The 18963-nt window shown below is 37.4% G+C and carries 16 protein-coding genes; 9 read left to right on the forward strand and 7 right to left on the reverse strand.

All coding sequences use genetic code 11. From position 1 onward, the window contains the following. Positions 1-8 precede the first annotated feature (8 nt). Positions 9-1040, forward strand: a complete 1032-nt coding sequence (gene hemE, locus ODR02_RS05120; protein WP_047376227.1) for a uroporphyrinogen decarboxylase — start codon at positions 9-11, stop codon at positions 1038-1040. Between the two features lie 75 nt (positions 1041-1115). Here hemE and ODR02_RS05125 read toward each other — a convergent pair whose 3' ends face one another. Further along, complete coding sequence (locus ODR02_RS05125; protein WP_309511766.1) at positions 1116-1937, reverse strand: T9SS-dependent choice-of-anchor J family protein; 822 nt, start codon at positions 1935-1937, stop codon at positions 1116-1118. Positions 1938-2075: 138 nt separating this feature from the next. Here ODR02_RS05125 and ODR02_RS05130 point away from each other — a divergent pair, with 138 nt between their 5' ends. Then, a complete protein-coding gene (locus ODR02_RS05130) occupies positions 2076-2201 on the forward strand; it encodes a GNAT family acetyltransferase (protein WP_105683107.1) in 126 nt (41 codons plus the stop codon). A gap of 58 nt (positions 2202-2259) precedes the next feature. On the opposite strand, the gene ODR02_RS05135 is transcribed toward ODR02_RS05130, so the two are convergent. The 5 genes from ODR02_RS05135 to ODR02_RS05155 all read right to left on the reverse strand — a co-directional run bounded on the left by ODR02_RS05135 (position 2260) and on the right by ODR02_RS05155 (position 8253). Beyond that, positions 2260-3480 carry an aminotransferase class V-fold PLP-dependent enzyme gene (locus ODR02_RS05135; protein ID WP_309511767.1) on the reverse strand — a complete coding sequence of 407 codons (1221 nt, stop codon included), beginning with the start codon at positions 3478-3480 and terminating at the stop codon, positions 2260-2262. A 241-nt stretch (positions 3481-3721) separates the two neighbouring features. Then, the gene (locus tag ODR02_RS05140; RefSeq protein WP_047380212.1) at positions 3722-4363 is read right to left on the reverse strand and encodes a 50S ribosomal protein L25/general stress protein Ctc; all 642 of its coding nucleotides are present in this window, start codon (positions 4361-4363) and stop codon (positions 3722-3724) included. Positions 4364-4418: 55 nt separating this feature from the next. After that, a complete protein-coding gene (locus ODR02_RS05145; RefSeq protein ID WP_047380211.1) occupies positions 4419-5357 on the reverse strand; it encodes a ribose-phosphate pyrophosphokinase in 939 nt (312 codons plus the stop codon). A gap of 85 nt (positions 5358-5442) precedes the next feature. Next, positions 5443-7002 carry a G-D-S-L family lipolytic protein gene (locus tag ODR02_RS05150; protein ID WP_309511768.1) on the reverse strand — a complete coding sequence of 520 codons (1560 nt, stop codon included), beginning with the start codon at positions 7000-7002 and terminating at the stop codon, positions 5443-5445. 12 nt (positions 7003-7014) lie between these two features. After that, positions 7015-8253 carry an OmpP1/FadL family transporter gene (locus ODR02_RS05155; protein WP_105683103.1) on the reverse strand — a complete coding sequence of 413 codons (1239 nt, stop codon included), beginning with the start codon at positions 8251-8253 and terminating at the stop codon, positions 7015-7017. A 438-nt stretch (positions 8254-8691) separates the two neighbouring features. Here ODR02_RS05155 and ODR02_RS05160 point away from each other — a divergent pair, with 438 nt between their 5' ends. From ODR02_RS05160 to ODR02_RS05185, 6 genes are all read left to right on the forward strand, one after another. Further along, the gene (locus ODR02_RS05160; RefSeq protein ID WP_209786370.1) at positions 8692-10092 is read left to right on the forward strand and encodes a PSP1 domain-containing protein; all 1401 of its coding nucleotides are present in this window, start codon (positions 8692-8694) and stop codon (positions 10090-10092) included. Further along, positions 10085-10549 (forward strand): gliding motility lipoprotein GldH, encoded by a 465-nt coding sequence (locus ODR02_RS05165; RefSeq protein ID WP_209786371.1) that lies wholly within the window; start codon positions 10085-10087, stop codon positions 10547-10549. The genes ODR02_RS05160 and ODR02_RS05165 overlap by 8 nt, the downstream gene beginning before the upstream one ends. Positions 10550-10555: 6 nt before the next feature. Beyond that, the gene (locus ODR02_RS05170) at positions 10556-12934 is read left to right on the forward strand and encodes a transglycosylase domain-containing protein (RefSeq protein WP_209786372.1); all 2379 of its coding nucleotides are present in this window, start codon (positions 10556-10558) and stop codon (positions 12932-12934) included. Positions 12935-13009: 75 nt separating this feature from the next. Further along, entirely contained in the window at positions 13010-14551 is a 1542-nt protein-coding gene (locus ODR02_RS05175; protein WP_309511769.1) for a protein adenylyltransferase SelO, read from the forward strand. An 86-nt stretch (positions 14552-14637) separates the two neighbouring features. Further along, on the forward strand, positions 14638-15453 hold the full coding sequence (locus ODR02_RS05180; RefSeq protein ID WP_309511770.1) for a T9SS type A sorting domain-containing protein: 816 nt from the start codon (positions 14638-14640) through the stop codon (positions 15451-15453). A 74-nt stretch (positions 15454-15527) separates the two neighbouring features. Next, entirely contained in the window at positions 15528-16805 is a 1278-nt protein-coding gene (locus ODR02_RS05185) for a DUF6080 domain-containing protein (RefSeq protein ID WP_309511771.1), read from the forward strand. 55 nt (positions 16806-16860) lie between these two features. Here ODR02_RS05185 and ODR02_RS05190 read toward each other — a convergent pair whose 3' ends face one another. Continuing rightward, positions 16861-17418 (reverse strand): SPOR domain-containing protein, encoded by a 558-nt coding sequence (locus ODR02_RS05190; protein WP_309511772.1) that lies wholly within the window; start codon positions 17416-17418, stop codon positions 16861-16863. Positions 17419-17602: 184 nt separating this feature from the next. On the opposite strand from ODR02_RS05190, the gene ODR02_RS05195 reads away from it, so the two are divergent. After that, positions 17603-18961 carry a c-type cytochrome gene (locus ODR02_RS05195; protein WP_105683096.1) on the forward strand — a complete coding sequence of 453 codons (1359 nt, stop codon included), beginning with the start codon at positions 17603-17605 and terminating at the stop codon, positions 18959-18961. The last annotated feature ends 2 nt before the right edge of the window (positions 18962-18963 follow it).

The raw sequence follows: 18963 nt of genomic DNA on the forward strand, positions 1-18963 counted from the left end.
AATTGATTATGATAAAGAACGACCTATATTTAAAAGCACTTCGCGGAGAAACCGTTGAAAGACCTCCTGTCTGGATGATGAGGCAGGCTGGAAGATATCTGCCGGAATTCATTGCCTTGAGAGACCAATATGATTTCTTTACAAGATGTCAGACTCCTGAGCTTGCTGCTGAGATCACTCTACAGCCTATCCGCAGATTTCCTTTGGATGCTGCGATTCTGTTTTCTGATATCCTGGTAGTGCCACAGGCAATGGGAATTGATTTCAAGATGAAAGAATCCGTTGGCCCTTGGCTGGATACTCCTATCAGAACAATGGAACAGGTTCAGAATATTGAAACTCCGGACGTGAATGATACTTTAGGCTACGTTTTTGATGCTATTGAGCTTACGCTACAGAAACTGGACAATGACATTCCATTGATCGGTTTTGCCGGTTCTCCATGGACTATCCTTTGCTATTGTGTAGAAGGAAAAGGAAGTAAAGCTTTTGATATTGCGAAATCTTTCTGTTTCCAACAACCTGAAGCAGCTCATTTATTATTGCAAAAAATTACAGATACTACTATTGCTTATTTGAAGAGAAAAGTAGAAAAAGGAGTTTCTGCAGTACAGGTTTTCGATTCATGGGGAGGAATGCTTTCTCCTACAGATTATCAGGAATTCTCATGGCAGTATATTAATCAGATTGTTGAAGCATTAAGTCCGCTTACTCACGTTGTTGTCTTTGGAAAAGGATGTTGGTTTGCACTGGAAGATATGACAATGTCTAAAGCTTCTGCTCTTGGGGTAGACTGGACTATTAAGCCTGAATTCGCAAGAACACTGACCAATCACACAATGACGCTACAAGGAAACTTTGATCCTGCCAGACTTCACTCAACACCTGAAACGATCAAGAAAATGGTGAACGAAATGATTAACCGTTTTGGAAAAGACAGATATATCGCCAACTTAGGTCACGGAATTTTACCTAATGTCCCTGTTGAAAATGCAGAAGCATTTATCAGAGCAGTGGTTGACTGGAAGCCGAATTTATAAAATTATTTCTTTTTGAAATACAAAAAAAACCTTACAGAATGTTCTATAAGGTTTTTTTGTTCCTTTTTCCAATGATTATTCCTTCATTATTTTCTTCTTAACAATTTTTCCGTCATGATTAATGATCATTATAATATAGACTCCTTTTGGCAGATCTGACACATCATAAGAATCTGATCCTTTACTAAATGTCCTCACCAGCTTCCCTGACTGATCAATCACAGAAATCTTTTCAACCTTATTTCGAGAGTTTTGTTTAATATAAAGATTTCCCTTAACGGGATTTGGATATACGTCTATATGATCAACATATGAAACCTCAGAAGTTGCCAAAACTCCACTTGTAATCATCACATTATCTACGACAACACCGTAAGAATAGTCTCCGGCATCATCATAAACAAATCTGAGTTTAAAAGCCGCGTTAGCATAGGGTGTCAGGTCTATATTTGCAGCAGTATCATAACTTGTTACTACAAATGTAAAGGTGTTAAAATCAAGATCCCACACTCCTGCATCTCCTGAAAAAGTAAAAACCTGAACCCAGGAAGTTCCATTGAAAACTTCAACTTTTAAAGTAGAATCCAGATTATCAATCATATTGGCATAATTAAACGACAGCTTTGGATTTACTACTCCGGTAAGGTTAATTACAGGAGAAATCAGTCTGGCATTCGTATTAATTCCGGTTGGCCCTGCATCATCATCATCAAAAAAAGCTGCCCCATCGGGAAAGCCTGCGAAACCATTCTGTGAACCCACGTTCCAGTTAAAAGAGTTATCCGGATTCTCTACCGTCCACCCGGTCGGCAAAGCATTACCATTGAAGTTTTCAGAAAAAATCTGTGCATTACATAAACCACAAATGGATAAAAATAGAATAAATAGCTTTTTCATAATAAAATATTTGATGTTTATATAAAATTAATGAATTATATTTCATAAAACATAACTATACACAAAATAAATACATTACATACATTTGAATTTTATCTATAATTTATACCTTTATGCTTAAACTTTAAATCACATCCTATGAAAAAACTAAACAAAGAAAGAATGAAAAGCATTATAGCGGGAGGAGAAATCTGCCTTGAATGCGCCATCGGATATTACCAGGTTATTATTGACGGCCGATGCTATTGTGTTCCAATAGACTAATAAAAAAAGCAGCTATTAAGCTGCTTTTTAATTTATATCATAAAGAATATCGTATTGATTAGCTCAACATTCTTTGTGCTTTTTTAACTCCTTCTACCAGGATATCAATTTCTTCAAAAGTATTATACACCGCAAAACTTGCTCTTACCGTTCCGGCAATATTAAAGAAGTTCATGATCGGTTGTGTACAGTGGTGGCCTGTTCTTACAGCAATTCCCATTTTATCAAGGATCATTCCTACATCAGAGGCTATACCCACTCCTTCCAGATTAAAGGAAACAACCCCGGTTCTCTTTGCTTTTTCTCCATAGATCTTAATTCCTTCTATTTCTAAAAGCTGTCTTTGAGCATAGTCCAATAAAGCATTTTCATGATTCTGAATATTGGCATGACCTATTCTGTTCATAAAATCAACAGCAGCTCCTAAAGCGATATTTCCACCTACATTAGGTGTTCCCGCTTCATATTTAAACGGAAGACCGGCATACGTAGTTCCTTCGAAAGAACATGTTGCAATCATCTCTCCTCCTCCGTGAAACGGTGGCAATGCTTCTAATATTTCTCGTTTACCATATAAAATCCCTGTTCCCATAGGAGCATACATTTTATGGCCTGAGAATACAAAGAAGTCACAATCCAGCTTCTGAACATCAATATTGAAATGCGGAGCAGACTGAGCCCCGTCAATAACGATGTAAGCTTCTGTATTCTTTCTTGTTTTTGCAATAATCTCTTCTACAGGATTCACAATTCCCAATGCATTGGAAACCTGATTCACAGAAACAACCTTTGTTTTTTCGCTTAAAAACTGGTCAAAATGATCCATCTGAAGAATTCCGTTTTCATCAATAGGAATGACGCGAAGTTTAGCTCCGGTTCTTTCACAAAGCATCTGCCATGGAACAATATTAGAATGGTGTTCCAGATATGAAATGATAATTTCATCATCTTTCTGCAGTTTCTGTGTTAAAATATAAGCGATAAGGTTCAGCCCTTCTGTTGTTCCTTTTGTAAAGATTACTTCAAAATCATGTTCAGCATTGATGAATTTCTGGATTTTTCTTCTTGAAAGTTCCATTTCTTCTGTTGCCAACTGGCTTAGCGTATGAATTCCTCTGTGAACATTGGCATTAAGTTCTGTATAATATGCATGACAGACTTCCAAAACTGAATTTGGTTTTTGAGATGTAGCTGCATTATCCAGATAAACCAAAGGCTTACCGTTCACTTCTCTGTCCAATATAGAAAACTGGCTTCTTATTTCCTGAATGTCAAACATTTATTTATTTTTTAAATTAAAACGTTCTTATTTAGAACTCTTCAAATTTACGGCTTTTTTTCTGAAAGGAAGCATAGGGTTAAAGCCTGATACTTGTCAGCTGATAGAAATATTCGATAGCTCAAGGTGAAGAAAGTCAATAAAGCAAAAACTTTATAGAAGAGTGCCTGTTCCTCAAATAATGCAAATAAAAAACCTGCCAATACATTGACAGGTTTTATATTGTTTAAATAAGCAATTCTTATTCTGCTGCAGTTTCTTCTGCTGGAGCTGCACCTTCTTCAGTTGCAACTTCTTCTTCATCTTCATCATCCATTGCTGCTGCACCTCCTTTCATTGCATTTCTAGACATCTTAACAGCAACTACTACTGCATTGTCCGGGTGCATGAAAGAATATCCTTCTGTTTTGATACCACCGATGTAAAGTTTGTTACCAATTCTTAATGGAGTAACATCTACAACGATTTCGTCAGGTAGGTTAGCAGGGATAGCTTTTACTTTTAGTTTTCTGAAAGACTGACGTAAAACACCACCAGCTACAACACCTTTTGAACGTCCAGTAATTCTTACAGGAACCTCCATAACTACTGGCTTATCGTCAGATAGTTGATAGAAGTCTACGTGAAGAATTTTATCAGTGATTGGGTGAAACTGAATGTCCTGAAGAACAGCTGGAATTGTTTTTCCGTCAACCTCAATAGATACCGTGTGTGCTTCAGGAGTGTATACTAATCCTTTAAAAGCTTTCTCTTCAGCAGAGAAGTTTAAAGGAGCTTCACCTCCATAAACAACACAAGGAACTAATTCAGCATCACGTAAAGCTTTTGTAGACTTTTTGCCCACGTTTTCTCTTTTTGTACCTTGAATTGTAATAGATTTCATTTATAATAAATTTAAAAAATTATTCTTATTTAATTTGCAAATTGCTAAAAATCAATTAAATAACAAACTTACTGCTAATTGATTTATGCTCATGAACCATGGTCATAACATCTGCAAATAACGGGGCGCAAGATAGCACTTTTATTTTAGATGACAAATTATTTTTAACAGGAATTGAGTCAGTTACAATAACTTCCAAGAGTTTTGAGTTCTCAATATTATCGTAAGCCTTACCTGAAAGCACTCCGTGCGTTGCCATAGCTCTTACTGTTTTCGCTCCTTTTTCAATTAGGATATCTGCTGCTTTACAAAGTGTACCTGCAGTGTCTATCATATCATCAATAAGGATTACGTTTTTACCTGTAACATCACCAATAAGGAACATTTCTTCCACAACGTTTGCCTTTTTTCTTTCCTTATAAGCAATTACTACTTCAGCACCTAAGTGTCCCGCATAGTTTTTAGCTCTTTTCGCACCTCCCATATCCGGAGAAGCAATGGTAAGATTATCAAGATTCAGAGATCTGATATAATCTACGAAAATAGAAGAAGCATACAGGTGATCTACCGGGATTTCGAAGAACCCTTGAATCTGATCTGCGTGAAGATCCATTGTCATTACTCTTGTTGCTCCTGCTGCTGTAAGAAGGTTGGCAACTAACTTCGCACCGATCGGCGCTCTTGGTTTGTCTTTTCTGTCCTGTCTGGCAAGTCCGAAGTAAGGAATTACTACGGTAATGCTCTTTGCAGAAGCTCTTTTCGCTGCATCAATCATTAGAAGAAGCTCTAAAAGATTGTCTGCAGGAGGGAATGTAGATCCAATCAGGAAAACTCTTCCTCCTCTTACAGATTCGTCCAAAACAGGTTCAAATTCCCCGTCGCTGAACTCCTGAAAGTTGATTTTTCCTAATTCTTTCCCATAATTCTGGGCAATTTTCTCTGCCAAGTCCCTGCTGGTTCTTGTACAAAATAGATAACTTAACTGATCGGCCATTTTTACTTTTTAAAAGATTTTGCAAATTTAAAAAAAAACCACAAGATTTACTCCTGTGGTTTCTAAGTTTTTATTTTATCAATTATTAAGGGAATTTAACTCCTGAATATTTGTTCGGATCTACCTGTGGAAGTGTAGACTTGTATTTAGCATTGATGGACTTGATAAATTCATTAGCAACAATACCGTATCCGCGTCCTGTCAGGTGAACTCCATCTAAAGAGAAAGCTCCTCCCGTTACAAATTTCGCAGTATATTTCACTCCGTCAAATAAGATTCCTGACTGTGCATTCAGTTCAACCATTTTAGTATTGGCATCTACAAATGCAAGCCCATAGGAGTCAGCAAGTGATTTGATGGAAGCATTATATGCAGTAGTTGCAGTTTTTACGTAGCCAGCTTCTGTTTTCGTTAATACATGTTGGTTTTGTAATGGATAAGAAATTCCATAAATATTTACCGGAGCAGGAACTCCTGCTGCAGTACTTCCAATCACAGAACTTGTCGTAAGCAAGATATAATCATCTGCTGTCGCTTGTCTTGCCTGACCAAAGATCTGACCAAAAGCAGCTGCCATCAGTGGCCCCAAAGAAGGAGTTAAAGCAGCGGTAAGCTGAGCCGAAAGATCTGTCAGAGCAACATCTTTAATTAAAACAGGATTTGGACCTGTAGCGGAAAGTAAATTAATTCTATCCCCAGCTCCAAAAGCAGTAAGAGCCTGCTTTAAAGGACCATACAAGCTTGTATTAAGAGTTGTCAGATTTGAACCTAAAAGAGCTGGTGTCAAAGGATTATAAGGCACCGTAGTAAAGAAAGGAACTGAAGTAACAGAAGGGATATTAGCAATAACCCCTTTTGTTGTTCCTACACTTTTAAGACCATCTAAAACCGCCTTAATAGATCCGGCCAAAAGCGCAGGATCAGAGATATCATTTAATTTATAAGTTGCAGGATTTGTATTTCCTGTCTGAACTGTTGCAACCGAATATGTTGTAACCCCTCCTACAGTCTGCGAGTTTGTTCCTCCGTTGGTAGCATAGGACAATACATCATTATTTCCTATCCAAAGAGAGAAAAACGTAGCTTTCTGAGCCATAGCATCAGCCAGTACACTGGTTGTTGCAGAAGAAGCAAATCTTACAAAATAAGGATTAGCCGTACCGGTTAGAAGACCTGCCTGACTTCCATATCCAGGAGCAACTAAGTGGAATGACTTCGCACCCGGAACCCCCATATTGTTATAAGTACCTCCTCCGGATAGCACATCTAGTGCTGCTGCTGCCCCACTTGGTACAGGAGCCAAAGATCCGTTAACAACCTGAAGAGTCAATTTTCCAGGAAATCCCGGAAGGTTATTGAATCCACCTACGTCATTAGGCATTAAAGGTTGTTTAAAGTCTCCTCCCCCTGCAAGTTTCATCTGTGCAGCGATCATACTTGGATAAGATTCATTCTGGCCACTGCTATACAGCGCACCATCACGATATCCTGAAGTAAGAGAGTTTCCTAACGATATATATTTTGAAAAATCAGCATCTCCTTTTGTTACCTGGATATCTTTCACATCCGTATCGAAATCCGTATTACAGCTTACTGTAAAAAGAAGTGCAGAAACTGCAATTGTCGATATTATAATTTTTTTCATAGTCTTCTAAAATTAAAATGGATTATAAGATAAACCTAGACCTAAGTAGAATGCTGTTGCTTTTGACTGTCCGTAGAAACCTAAGTTAGCATTATCTACATTTCTGTATTGAGGCATTGCATATCCTCCGGCAATATCCACTCCGAATTGTTTCAGCTTGATACCTATCCCTCCGGTAACCACATAAGTATCATATGAAGGTGTCTCCGGAATAAAGTTATCTGTTGTATAAGGTGCTTCATCATAATAAGCTCCCAAACGTCCATAGATCATATTGGTGAATGCATACTGAGTTCCCAATCTGAAAGTTTTGGAGTTTTTGAAATTCTTAGGATTGGTAAGAATAGTAGGATCCGATGGATTGTTTCCAATAGGAGCATTCTCGAAATCTAAAGTAAGTTTGCTGTATCTCTCCCATCCATGATAGTTAAAGTCTGCAGAAACCTGCCATTTCGGTGTCACTTTATAAGTTAAACCAATGGTATATTCTTCCACCAACGGAAGTGTTGCAGAGAACCCATCCTGTCCGGCAGCATTTAGTTTCAACTGATTATAGATAGATTGAGAAGGGAACTGGAAAGTAGCTGTACCATTCTTAGCTTTCATATCTATTGCTGAACGGTAAGCAATACTTACATCTAATTTCGGATCAGGTCTGAAGTAGAAACCGAAACCATATCCGTGTCCGCTTGCTTTTTTATCATTGATATTTACCTGCCCTCCAAATTGTGTTACTGCTTTATCCCAATCTACAACTCCTTTTGCATAAATATAGCTGGCACCAAAAGATACCCATGGAGCTAGTTTTACAGAAACCATGGGTTGGAAGTAGAAACTTTTCAGTTCTAATTTCTGAACCATTTCTTTACCTTCCCAGTCATTCGGCCACTTAATTGTACTTCCAAAAGGCGTTGTTACACTAAGACCTACGGTAAGCTTTTCTATCGGTCTATAAGTAATCGCGGCATAGAAAGGAGTTCCTACAGGGTTATCTGTCTCTGTACTTTGTAAAGTATTGAAGTTTTGAAAAGTAACCTTGTTACTTGCTGCAAATCCTCCTGCCACTACACTCAGTTTGGAAGGGATAAATGACATACCCGCAGGGTTAAAAAATGTCACACTCGCGTCTTCGGCATGAGCACTAGTATGCGCCATTGCCAATTGTTTTACCCCTTGCAGGGAAACTCTGAAGCCTCCTGCGTAAGATAGAACTCCCGCCAATAAAGCAGTTGATACTAATATTTTTTTCATAGACTATTATTATATAAGCCAAATATAAAATTATTTTGAATACGTCTGTTAATATTTGCCAATATTTTAAACATTATCCTAAAAGAAAACTATGTTTAAAATAACACCTTGAAATAAACAAAAGACAAAACAATCATTATTAAAGGTTTAAGAATACCGAAAAACAACAACTCATTTATTGTTTAATTTTAAACAAATGTTTAACATTGTACCGCAGCATACTAAAAAAACAATACAGGAAAGCAAAATGATAATGAATGTTAAATTAAAAAAAATCTATGTTCATTTATTTCCTTATAGCAGCCTTTATACAGCCTGTGACATTCATTCTTACCTAAAATAAGAAAATGTTTTTTCCCGAATTCAGGTTATTTAAGTATTTTAGAATCGCATAAAGATAAAAATACATAAATTTGCAGATTATAAATTATAGTAAATATGAGTTGTGGATGTAAAACATCCGGCGATTCTGCACATTCTTGCGGCCCTAAAAAAACCGCAAATGGCTGTGAAAATGTAAATACCTGCGGGAATAGTTATAAATTAAGTGTTTTTGACTGGCTTTCTAACATCAACAATCCGGCACCAAACAGGTGTGATTTTGTAGAAGTTAGATTTAAAAATGACAGAAAATCGTTTTATAAAAATGTAAATAATATTCCTTTACATATTGGTAGTGTAGTTACAGTAGAATCAAGTCCGGGACACGATGTAGGCGTTGTAAGCCTTACGGGAGAATTAGTAAAGATTCAGATGAAAAAGAAAAAGTTTTCTGAAGAATCGGCACTCAAAATATACAGACAGGCCAACCAAAAAGATCTTGAGGTATGGCAGGAAGCAAGAAAAAAAGAAGATGGTGTAAAGCTTGAAGCAAGAAAAATTGCCCAGAGAATAGGCCTTGAAATGAAAGTTACTGATGTGGAATACCAGGGTGACTCTTCAAAAATCACCTTCTATTACACTGCCGAAAACCGGGTGGATTTCAGACAGTTAATTAAAGACTATGCCGGAGCATTTCGTACTAAAATCGATATGAAACAAATCGGTTTCAGACAGGAAGCAGCCAAAGTAGGTGGAATCGGATCTTGCGGACGTGAGCTTTGCTGTTCTACATGGCTTACAGATTTCAGGTCTGTAAACACCAACGTTGCAAGATATCAGCAGCTGAGCATCAATCCTCAGAAGCTTGCAGGACAGTGCGGTAAACTAAAATGCTGCCTTAACTACGAACTTGACAGTTACCTGGATGCCTTGAGCAACTTCCCTTCTTCTTCAACAACGTTGGAAACGGAGAAAGGAAAAGCATTCTGTATCAAAATCGACGTTTTCAAAAAGAAAATGTGGTTTGCTTACGTGGACAGTTCTATTGCATGGTATGATTTCGACATTGACCTTGTTAAAAAGTTGATTTCAAAAAACAAAAGAGGAGAAAAAACACTTCCTCTTGAAGATTTGAAACAGCCGGACACTCCTACCCATACTATTGATTTGATCCAGGAAAACAATGTGGATCGTTTCGAGAAGAAAAACAGAGGAAACAGAAACAGGAATACTCCAAACAAACAGAGTAACAGCCAACAGGCACAGCAAGGACAAGGGCAAGGGCAAAAAAGAAACAGACCGGAGAGACCAGAAAGGCCGGAAAGATCTGAAAAAACCGAAAACCCAAATGCTCCTCAGTCCGGGAATCAGCCCAAACCTCAAAAGCAGCACCCACAGCAAAAAGGACCTGTGGAAAAAACGGTGAGTAATTCTGATGCTGATAAAAACCCGCAGAGCAACCCAAATAAGAAGAAATTCAAAAAGAAATATCCTCCAAAAAAAGATAATAATGCATAAAATTTTAGGATTACTTTCACTTATCCTTTTCTTTAGCTGTAACTCTTCCTCAGGAGGAGATGTCATCATGAATTCCGTTGATAACAAATGGAATAAGAAAAGTGAACAAAAATTTAATCTTGAAATTTCAGATCCGCAGAATCCTAAAAATATTATATTTGTCGTAAGAAACAACAACAGTTATCCTTACAGCAATATAAGGTTTATTGTAAATTTCACCAATCTCCAGAACAAAAAAAAGGAAACCGATACCTTAAATTATGTATTGGCAAAACCAAATGGAGAATGGCTTGGTACAGGGTTTGGTGATACGAAGGAAACTTTGTTTCAATATAAATTAAATTATCAGTTTCCGGGAAAAGGAAAATATGAAATCGGTCTTACTCAGGCCATGAGAAATGACAACCTTCCGGGAATTGAGGATATTGGAGTAAAAATAGAAACGGCTAAACCGTAACCATAAATGGAAGAAAACAAAAAAAATGCAGGAAATAAGGGGAAAACATTTCCTCTGCCTCCCAAAAAAAAGAAAGATACCTCCTGGAGAAAATGGGTCTCGTTCATTTGGATCGGACTTGTTGCAGTAGTTCTGGGGATTTCGGGACTTTTCTTTGCGGTATCTCAAGGATTTCTTGGGGAAATGCCTGATGTAAAAGAACTTGAAAACCCGGACATTTTTGTCGCTTCAGAGATTATTTCCTCAGACGGAGTCACTTTGGGTAAATTCGAAAAAGAGAAAACACAACCTATCGTTTATAAGGATCTTCCTCCTTTCCTTATTTATGCCCTTCAGGCTAAAGAAGATGAGCGTTTCAAAGAACACTCCGGAATTGATCTTCAGTCTGTTGCCAGAGCTGTAGTTTTTGGGGGTGGACGAGGTGGAGGATCTACCATAACCCAGCAGCTGGCAAAATTACTTTTTACAGGGAAAAGAGCAGATAATAAAATTAAAGCTGTTTTTCAAAAGCTGAAAGAATGGGTAGTGGCTGTAAGCCTTGAAAAAAGATATACTAAAGAAGAAATTGTAACATTGTATTTCAATAAGTTTGACTTTTTATACAATGCAAACGGTATTGAAATGGCTTCCAAAATATACTTTAACAAGAAAACATCCGAGCTTACTCTGCCGGAAGCAACAATGTTTGTTGCCATGCTTGAAAATCCGGTAAAAAATAACCCGATGAGAAATCCGGAAAGAGCAAAAGCAAGAAGAGATGTTGTTTTGGATCAAATGCTAAAAACAGGCTATATAGATCAGGCTACGTTTGATAAAGCTGCTGCTACACCTATTACATTAGATTATCATCCAATCAAAAGTATTAACGATGACTATTCAGCCTATTACAAGTTTTATCTGAGAAAAGAAATTGATAAATATCTTGAAACTCATGAAAAAGAAACCGGCAAAAAGCTGAACCTTTACAAAGACGGCTTAAAGATATATGTTACCCTTGATTCTAAAATGCAGAAATATGCAGAAGAAGCCATCAAGGAACACTTAACGGATCTTCAGAAAAGATTTGACGCAGAGCAGAGGGGAAGAAAGAACAGACCGTTCTATTATCTTAATGACAAACAAATCAATAGTGTGATGGTTCAGGCCATGAAAAGAACCGGCCGATACAAACTGTTGAAAGCTGACGGCATGCCTGACGACTCTATTATGATGGAATTCAAGAAACCTATCAAAACTTCACGATTCACATGGAACGGAGAAGAAGAGATAGAAATGTCTCCTTGGGATTCTATCAGATATCACAAACAGATTGCACAGGCAGGTTTGATGTCTATGGTTCCAGGAACCGGAGAGATCAAAGCTTGGGTAGGTGGTATAGACTGGCAGCACTTCCAGTATGACCACATTAAGCAGGGTAAAAGACAGGTAGGATCCACATTCAAACCTTTCGTATATGCAACGGCTATTATGAAATTGGGAATGACGCCTTGTTCAACCGTTTCTAACGGAACTTATGATCATAACGGATGGCATGTACCGGGAAGAGGAGGAATGCTTACTTTAAAAGATGCATTGGCACACTCTCAAAACCCTGTTGCGGCAAGACTTATTGAAATGACAGGAGTAGACGCTGTAATTCAAACGGCAAGAGATCTGGGCGTAACAGAAGATATTCCAAGAAACAATACAATTGCTTTAGGATCATCAGACATTACAATTTATGAAATGTTAGGTGCCTACAGTACTTTTGCCAACTATGGTAACCACAATAAACCGGAAATGATCTGGAGAATTGAAGATGCCAACGGTAGAGTAATCAAAGAAGTAAATGTAGAACCGAAAGAAGTCATGAACCCGATGTATGCTTACACCATGATTGAATTAATGAAAGGTGTTGCACAATACGGAACAGCTTCCGGAGAATTAGGAAGAAGAGGAATCTCAAAAGCAGTAGAAATTGCTGCTAAAACAGGAACCACTCAGAATAACTCTGACGGATGGTTTATGGGAATCACTCCAAAACTAGCCACCGGAGCATGGGTTGGATGGGAAGACAGAGCAACCCACTTCTTTGGAACGGGTGAAGGTCAGGGTGCGAAAATGGCATTACCGATCTGGGCAATTTTCATGAAGAAAGTATGGGCAGATAAGAGTCTGAAAGTTAGTCCTGATGATAAGTTTGTCAAACCTTCAGACTGGAAAGACGGATGTTCAAACCTTAAAGGATTAAGTGGAGGATATGGAGATGACGGAAGCCTTCAAACCATTGACGAAATTAAAAACCCAAGGCCTGCAGATCCTACTCCTAAAAAAACAACAGAAAAGAAAGAAGATAACATCAATGAAAACCTTCATTCCAATGATGAAGTAGATTTCAATAAATAAATTCTCTTTTAGAAATACATAAGACCTTTCAATAATTTGGAAGGTCATTTCTTTTATAATTAATACCTTTGAAGGATGAATATCGAACGTATCAGACAGCCATTTATTGAAAATTTTCCTGGTGATTTTTCCAACAATTCCATGCAGAGAAATACCCCTAAGGTTTTATTTGCCACCATTAAACCTGCCGGCTTTGACAAACCAGAACTGATTGCTTTTAATGAAGTTTTATCAGAGGAAATAGGCTTAGGAAAATATAATGATAAAGATCTGGATTTTCTGGTTGGAAATAATCTTCCGGAAAACGTTCAAACCTATGCCACAGCTTATGCAGGACACCAATTTGGAAACTGGGCCGGGCAGCTGGGAGATGGAAGAGCCATCCTTGCTGGTGAGATTATCAGTGAGACAGGAAAAAAGACAGAAATCCAATGGAAAGGCGCTGGTGCCACTCCTTACTCAAGACATGCCGACGGAAGAGCCGTATTAAGGTCTTCTGTACGTGAATACCTTATGAGTGAGGCAATGTATCATTTGGGTGTTCCCACCACAAGAGCATTGAGTCTTGCTTTTACCGGAGAAGAGGTAATGCGCGATATCATGTATAACGGAAATCCAGCGTTAGAAAAAGGAGCCGTGGTTATCAGAACTGCTGAAAGTTTTTTACGTTTCGGACATTTTGAACTGATGTCTGCTCAAAGAGAGTACAACAGCCTTCAGGAGCTTGCCGACTTTACCATTGAAAACTATTACCCGGAAATTACAGCAACTGACAGCAAGAAATACAGAGACTTTTTTGAAAATATCTGTACCCGGACTGCCAACCTAATCGTTGAATGGTTCAGAGTAGGTTTTGTACACGGAGTGATGAACACAGATAATATGTCAGTTCTCGGATTAACGATTGATTATGGCCCCTATTCTATGATGGATGAATATGATTTGAATTTCACCCCCAATACGACAGATCTTCCGGGAAGAAGATATGCATTCGGAAAACAGGGACAGATCGCACAATGGAATCTTTGGCAGCTTGCGAATGCCCTTCACCCGTTAATCAAAGATGAAAAATTCTTAGAAGACACTTTAAATAATTTCGGCACTTACTTCTGGAAAGCTCATGACCACATGCTTTGTAAAAAATTCGGTTTTGATCAGCTTCAAAAAGAGGATGAAGAATTTTTCACTAACTGGCAGGGTCTTATGCAGGAACTTCAGCTGGATTACACCCTATTTTTCAATCAACTGGAAAAAATAACTCAGAACACCAATATATCAGAACATTTTAAAGAAGTCTCTTATATTATGTTGAATGAAGAAAAACGGGAAAAACTCAATAATTTCATCAAAAGCTATGAAGCAAGAATCGCTTTAAACTCAATTTCGGGAGAAGCCTCTTTAGAGATGATGAAAAAAGCTAACCCCAAATTTATCCTCCGAAATTATCTTCTTTATGAGTGTATTGAAGAAATCAGTAACGGCAAAAAAGAAATGCTTGAAAAACTGACCAGAGCCCTCGAAAATCCATATCAGGAAATATACCCCGAGTTCTCGGCCAAAAGACCAGCCGGATATGATGACACAGCCGGATGTTCCACTCTTTCATGTAGTTCGTAATTAATAATTTTTTATAAAAAATCAAAAAACGTGTAATTATTTTCATTTTTTTATTACATTTACTGACAACTTTAAACGTAAACCAAATGAAAACAAAATTACTATTCATTTTCCTAGTCTCTTCTATACTTGGGAATGCACAGATTCTCACAGAGACTTTTCAGGGCACGACATTTCCTCCAACAGGATGGACAACCGGAACAAATGTGGCTTCAAGACCTTGGGGATTTACCACAACCATATTTAATGCAACCGGACAAGCAACATTTAATATCACAGGAGGAAAATCCGCAGGGATCGGATGGATTGCTCAGGCACAGGATGCTCATTTAACAAGTCCTTCTTTCAGTTTAGTAGGAACAACAAGTCCCGTACTTAAGTTCAACGCTAAAATAGGATACGAATACATGGTTGATCCTAATCCTAACGGAGACCTAAAAGTAGAAGTTTCCACAGATGGAGGTACTACATGGACTCAGGTATGGGTGGAAGAAAACTATGGATTATTTGTTGATTATGAAACTCTGGCAATTACTGTGAGCTTGTCTTCATATGCAGGACAGGCAAATGTTAAAGTAAGATTTCATTATGTAGCCAATGATGCAGACAGTCTTTCAATAGATGATGTACAGGTTTTAGCAAGTGCTACATTAGCAACTCAGGAAAACAATGCTAAAGTAACAGGTATTACGGATATCTATCCAAACCCAACGAGAGGAGAAATCAATATAAAAACAGACAAAAAAATCAAATCTGCTACAGTATTTGATGCAAGTGGAAAATCTCTGCTTAACAACAATTCTGAGAGATTGGATATTTCTTCACTTCCAAAAGGAATCTATCTGTTAAAAGTAGACTTCTTGGATGGAACTTCCAAAACAGAAAAAGTAATCAAACAATAAGAACCTTTATATAAACTTTTAGAACCACCAATTTTGGTGGTTTTTTTATTTTACTTTTGCAAAAAATTTGACACGTGTCTTATATCAAAACAAAAATCATCAATTTTTTTAAATTGGTTTTCCCTTCCACTTATACAGAAATGGCAGTATTCCTGTTTTTCATGATCTGTTACGGAATTCTGGGATCTTATATCGCTCTTCATTACCGGATTATTTTTGACAGCAGAATTCCGTGGGATGCTTACTTCAGTTTTGATAATAAATCGATCCTGATGACAGGAGGAAGCTTTGAAAGACACCCATTATCCTACTATTTTTTTAATTGGGTAAGAGAATTTTCATTATTTATTTCCGGAGGAAAAATGGATGCCAATTTCAGGCTCACCCTGGCATGGCTCAGCAACCTGATCATCACATTGAATATTATTCAGGTTTTCAAATATTTAAAGAACATCATTAGCCTTCCTTTATGGCTAAGCATTGTAATCATTCTGTTCTTTGGAGCTTTTTCAACCAATATTATTTTGTCATTTACTCCAGAGAATTTCACCTATACCCTATTTTTACTCTCACTATACAATCACTATGCAGCTATAAAATTAAGGGAAGAAGAAAAAACTCCTGCTGCAGCATTATCACTGGCGGGGATAACCATCGGAGGACTTACGATTACCAACTTTGTAAAAGTTTTCATTCCTCTTCTTTTTGAGAAAGATCTTTTCAGCAACTGGAAAAAATTCGGAAATGCAGCATTCAGGGTAATCGTTTCAGTGATCTGCTTTGTACTTCTTTATTTGAACAGAATTGATTTTAAATACCAGAATATCTTTTCCAAAACAAACCAACAATATGAAAAGTTCTCAAATGTAGAATCCATGCCGACATGGGACATGATTCTTTCCTTCTTTTTCGGAGGGAATATTCTTTTCCCGGGATTTATTATGTCTGACAAACATAATATGAAAGGATTTAACTTCAAAGGGCTTTATATGGATCTTTATTCATCACCCTTTCCATATCTTTTCATAGCCTTATTATTGATACTGATAAGTTGGAGTTATATTAAAAATTTTAAGAATAAATGGGTTCAGGTAATCGCTATTTCGTTTCTGGTTGACATCATGATCCACTGTGTGATGAGGTTTGGGCTTCACACTTCCTATATCTATGGAGGACATTTTGTTTTTGTCTACCCTCTTCTTTTAGGATGGCTCTTTTTTGCCTACAGATCCTCTCCGAAAATCATGGCATTTTTAACATTCACCCTGGTGATATTATTTGCCTATCTGCTGGTTAATAATATATTCAGAATGACTGAATTTTTCTGGTTTATGGAAAACTATTACCGATAAAAAAAGCTGAGAAAAATTTCTCAGCTTTCTGTTTTTATTTTGAAATAAACTACTCCTATTTTGCCTCCGCACAGAAAATTCTATACTGTACTGCTACAGCAGACTTAAAGTATTCTCTGATTCTGGAAAGATCACTGGCAGCACTTTGTTTTGTGAAATAACTTCCGGCTAAAATTTTGTAATTAGGTCTTAAAGACGCATCCGTTTCCACTTTCAGATTAGGGAATCTTTTTCTGAAATACGACTTCACCTCATTAGCCTCCTCATTACTTTTCACCGTTGTAATCTGAATTTTGAAGCCTAAAATTCTAGGATTTTTTCTACAAATCTCCGCATTGGTAAGTTCTCTGCTCGGCACAAAGATCTTAGGAGGTTTTGTATTGATTCCCGTAGAAATTCCACTATCATTGTTGCTAAAATCTTTAGAGGAATTTGTAGGGGTAACTTTAGCACATTTACTTTCAACTCCTTCCAAAGCAGCGTTAATTTTAGAATCCATCGTTATGACAAGCTCCGTTCCCGATAGGGTATCTTTTTTAACAACCTGCTGTGCTTCAATATTATAAAATCCAAATAATGATAATATCGAAAATATTTTGATTAGATTTCTCATTTAAACTTGTTTCCGCAAATTTATACAAATTAAAAAACTATACCAAACTGGTTATTTAGAATCAATACAAATTAAACGTAAATGATATTTTCCCTTTTCGATATACCGTTAAATTCCTGTTAAAAATATTATTTTTGCGGAATTGATTGAATGTTCAATAATTTACTAACATAAGATAATTTAAATGATTAGTTGGAGAAAGCATTATAAAAAAACGTTGATCGCAATAGGCTTATTGCTATCAACCAGTGCTTCATTTTACGGGCAAGACGGCGATCCTAAAAACGGAGAGAAACTTTTCAAAGCGAATTGTACTGCATGTCACGCGCTGGACAAACAAGTTGTAGGACCACCATTAAAAGGGGTTGTAGAACGTGTAAAGACAGAAGGTGGTGTAGACAAAGATTGGCTTCACAAGTGGATCAAAGACAACAAAGCTCTAAGAGCTTCTGGGGATAAATACGCCAATGAGATTTTTGAAAAGTTTAACAAGACTGAAATGCAGGTCTTTCCAAATCTTACAGATAAGGATATTGACGACATTTTAGCTTTCACAACTAATCCTCCCGCTCCGGAGGAGAAAAAGCCGGAAGCAACTCCTGCAACTGACGCTACTGCGGCAGCACCTGCAGACAAAACTACAACAAACGTTGTCATCATTTCACTTTTAGCGATTGCAGGTTTACTGGTTTGGATCTTGGTTAAACTAAGACAATTGGTAACTTTAGGTCAATCCGAAGAATTAGCAGGACTTAATGAAACAAGAGTTCGTTCTTTCAGCGAAATGTATGAGAAGTTCCACTTCATTGGTAAAGGGTTATTGGCAATTCTTGCTATTTTAGCCGCTTACGGAGTATGGAACTGGTTAATGTGGATCGGGGTTTACAAAGGGTACAAACCTGAGCAGCCTATCTACTTCTCTCACAAAATCCACGCTGGAGAACAGAAAATTGACTGTCAGTTATGTCACTCTAGTGCTAAATACGGAAAAGTATCTGAGATCCCTTCTATGAACGTTTGTATGAACTGTCACAGAACAATTTCTGAATACAACGCAGATCACTACATGGAGCCAGGAAAAGACAAGGCATTCTATGACGGAGAAATCCAGAAGATCTACGCTGCAACAGGTTGGGATCCTGCAAAACAACAGTACACAGGAAAAACACAGCCGGTTGAATGGACAAGAATCCACAACATGCCAGATTTCGTTTACTTCAACCACTCTCAGCACGTAATTGCTGGAGAACAAGCGATCATCAATTCTTTCAACAAAAAGAATCCTAACAACAAAATTGATGTTGTATGTAAAGCTTGTCACGGTAAAATTGACACAATGAATGTTGTTCAGATGGCTAACGACTTTACTATGGGATGGTGTATCGAGTGCCACAGAACGACTGAAGTTGATATGAACAACGGTTATAATAAAGAGTACTTCAAAAATCTACATGACAAGTTGAAAAAACAATATCCACAAGATGGAGGTAAGATCACTGTAGATGCAATTGGAGGTCTTGAGTGTGGTAAATGTCATTATTAATA

Origin of the sequence: Chryseobacterium sp. CFS2 (assembly GCF_036543225.1) — a bacterium.
Lineage (GTDB): Bacteria > Bacteroidota > Bacteroidia > Flavobacteriales > Weeksellaceae > Chryseobacterium > Chryseobacterium culicis_A.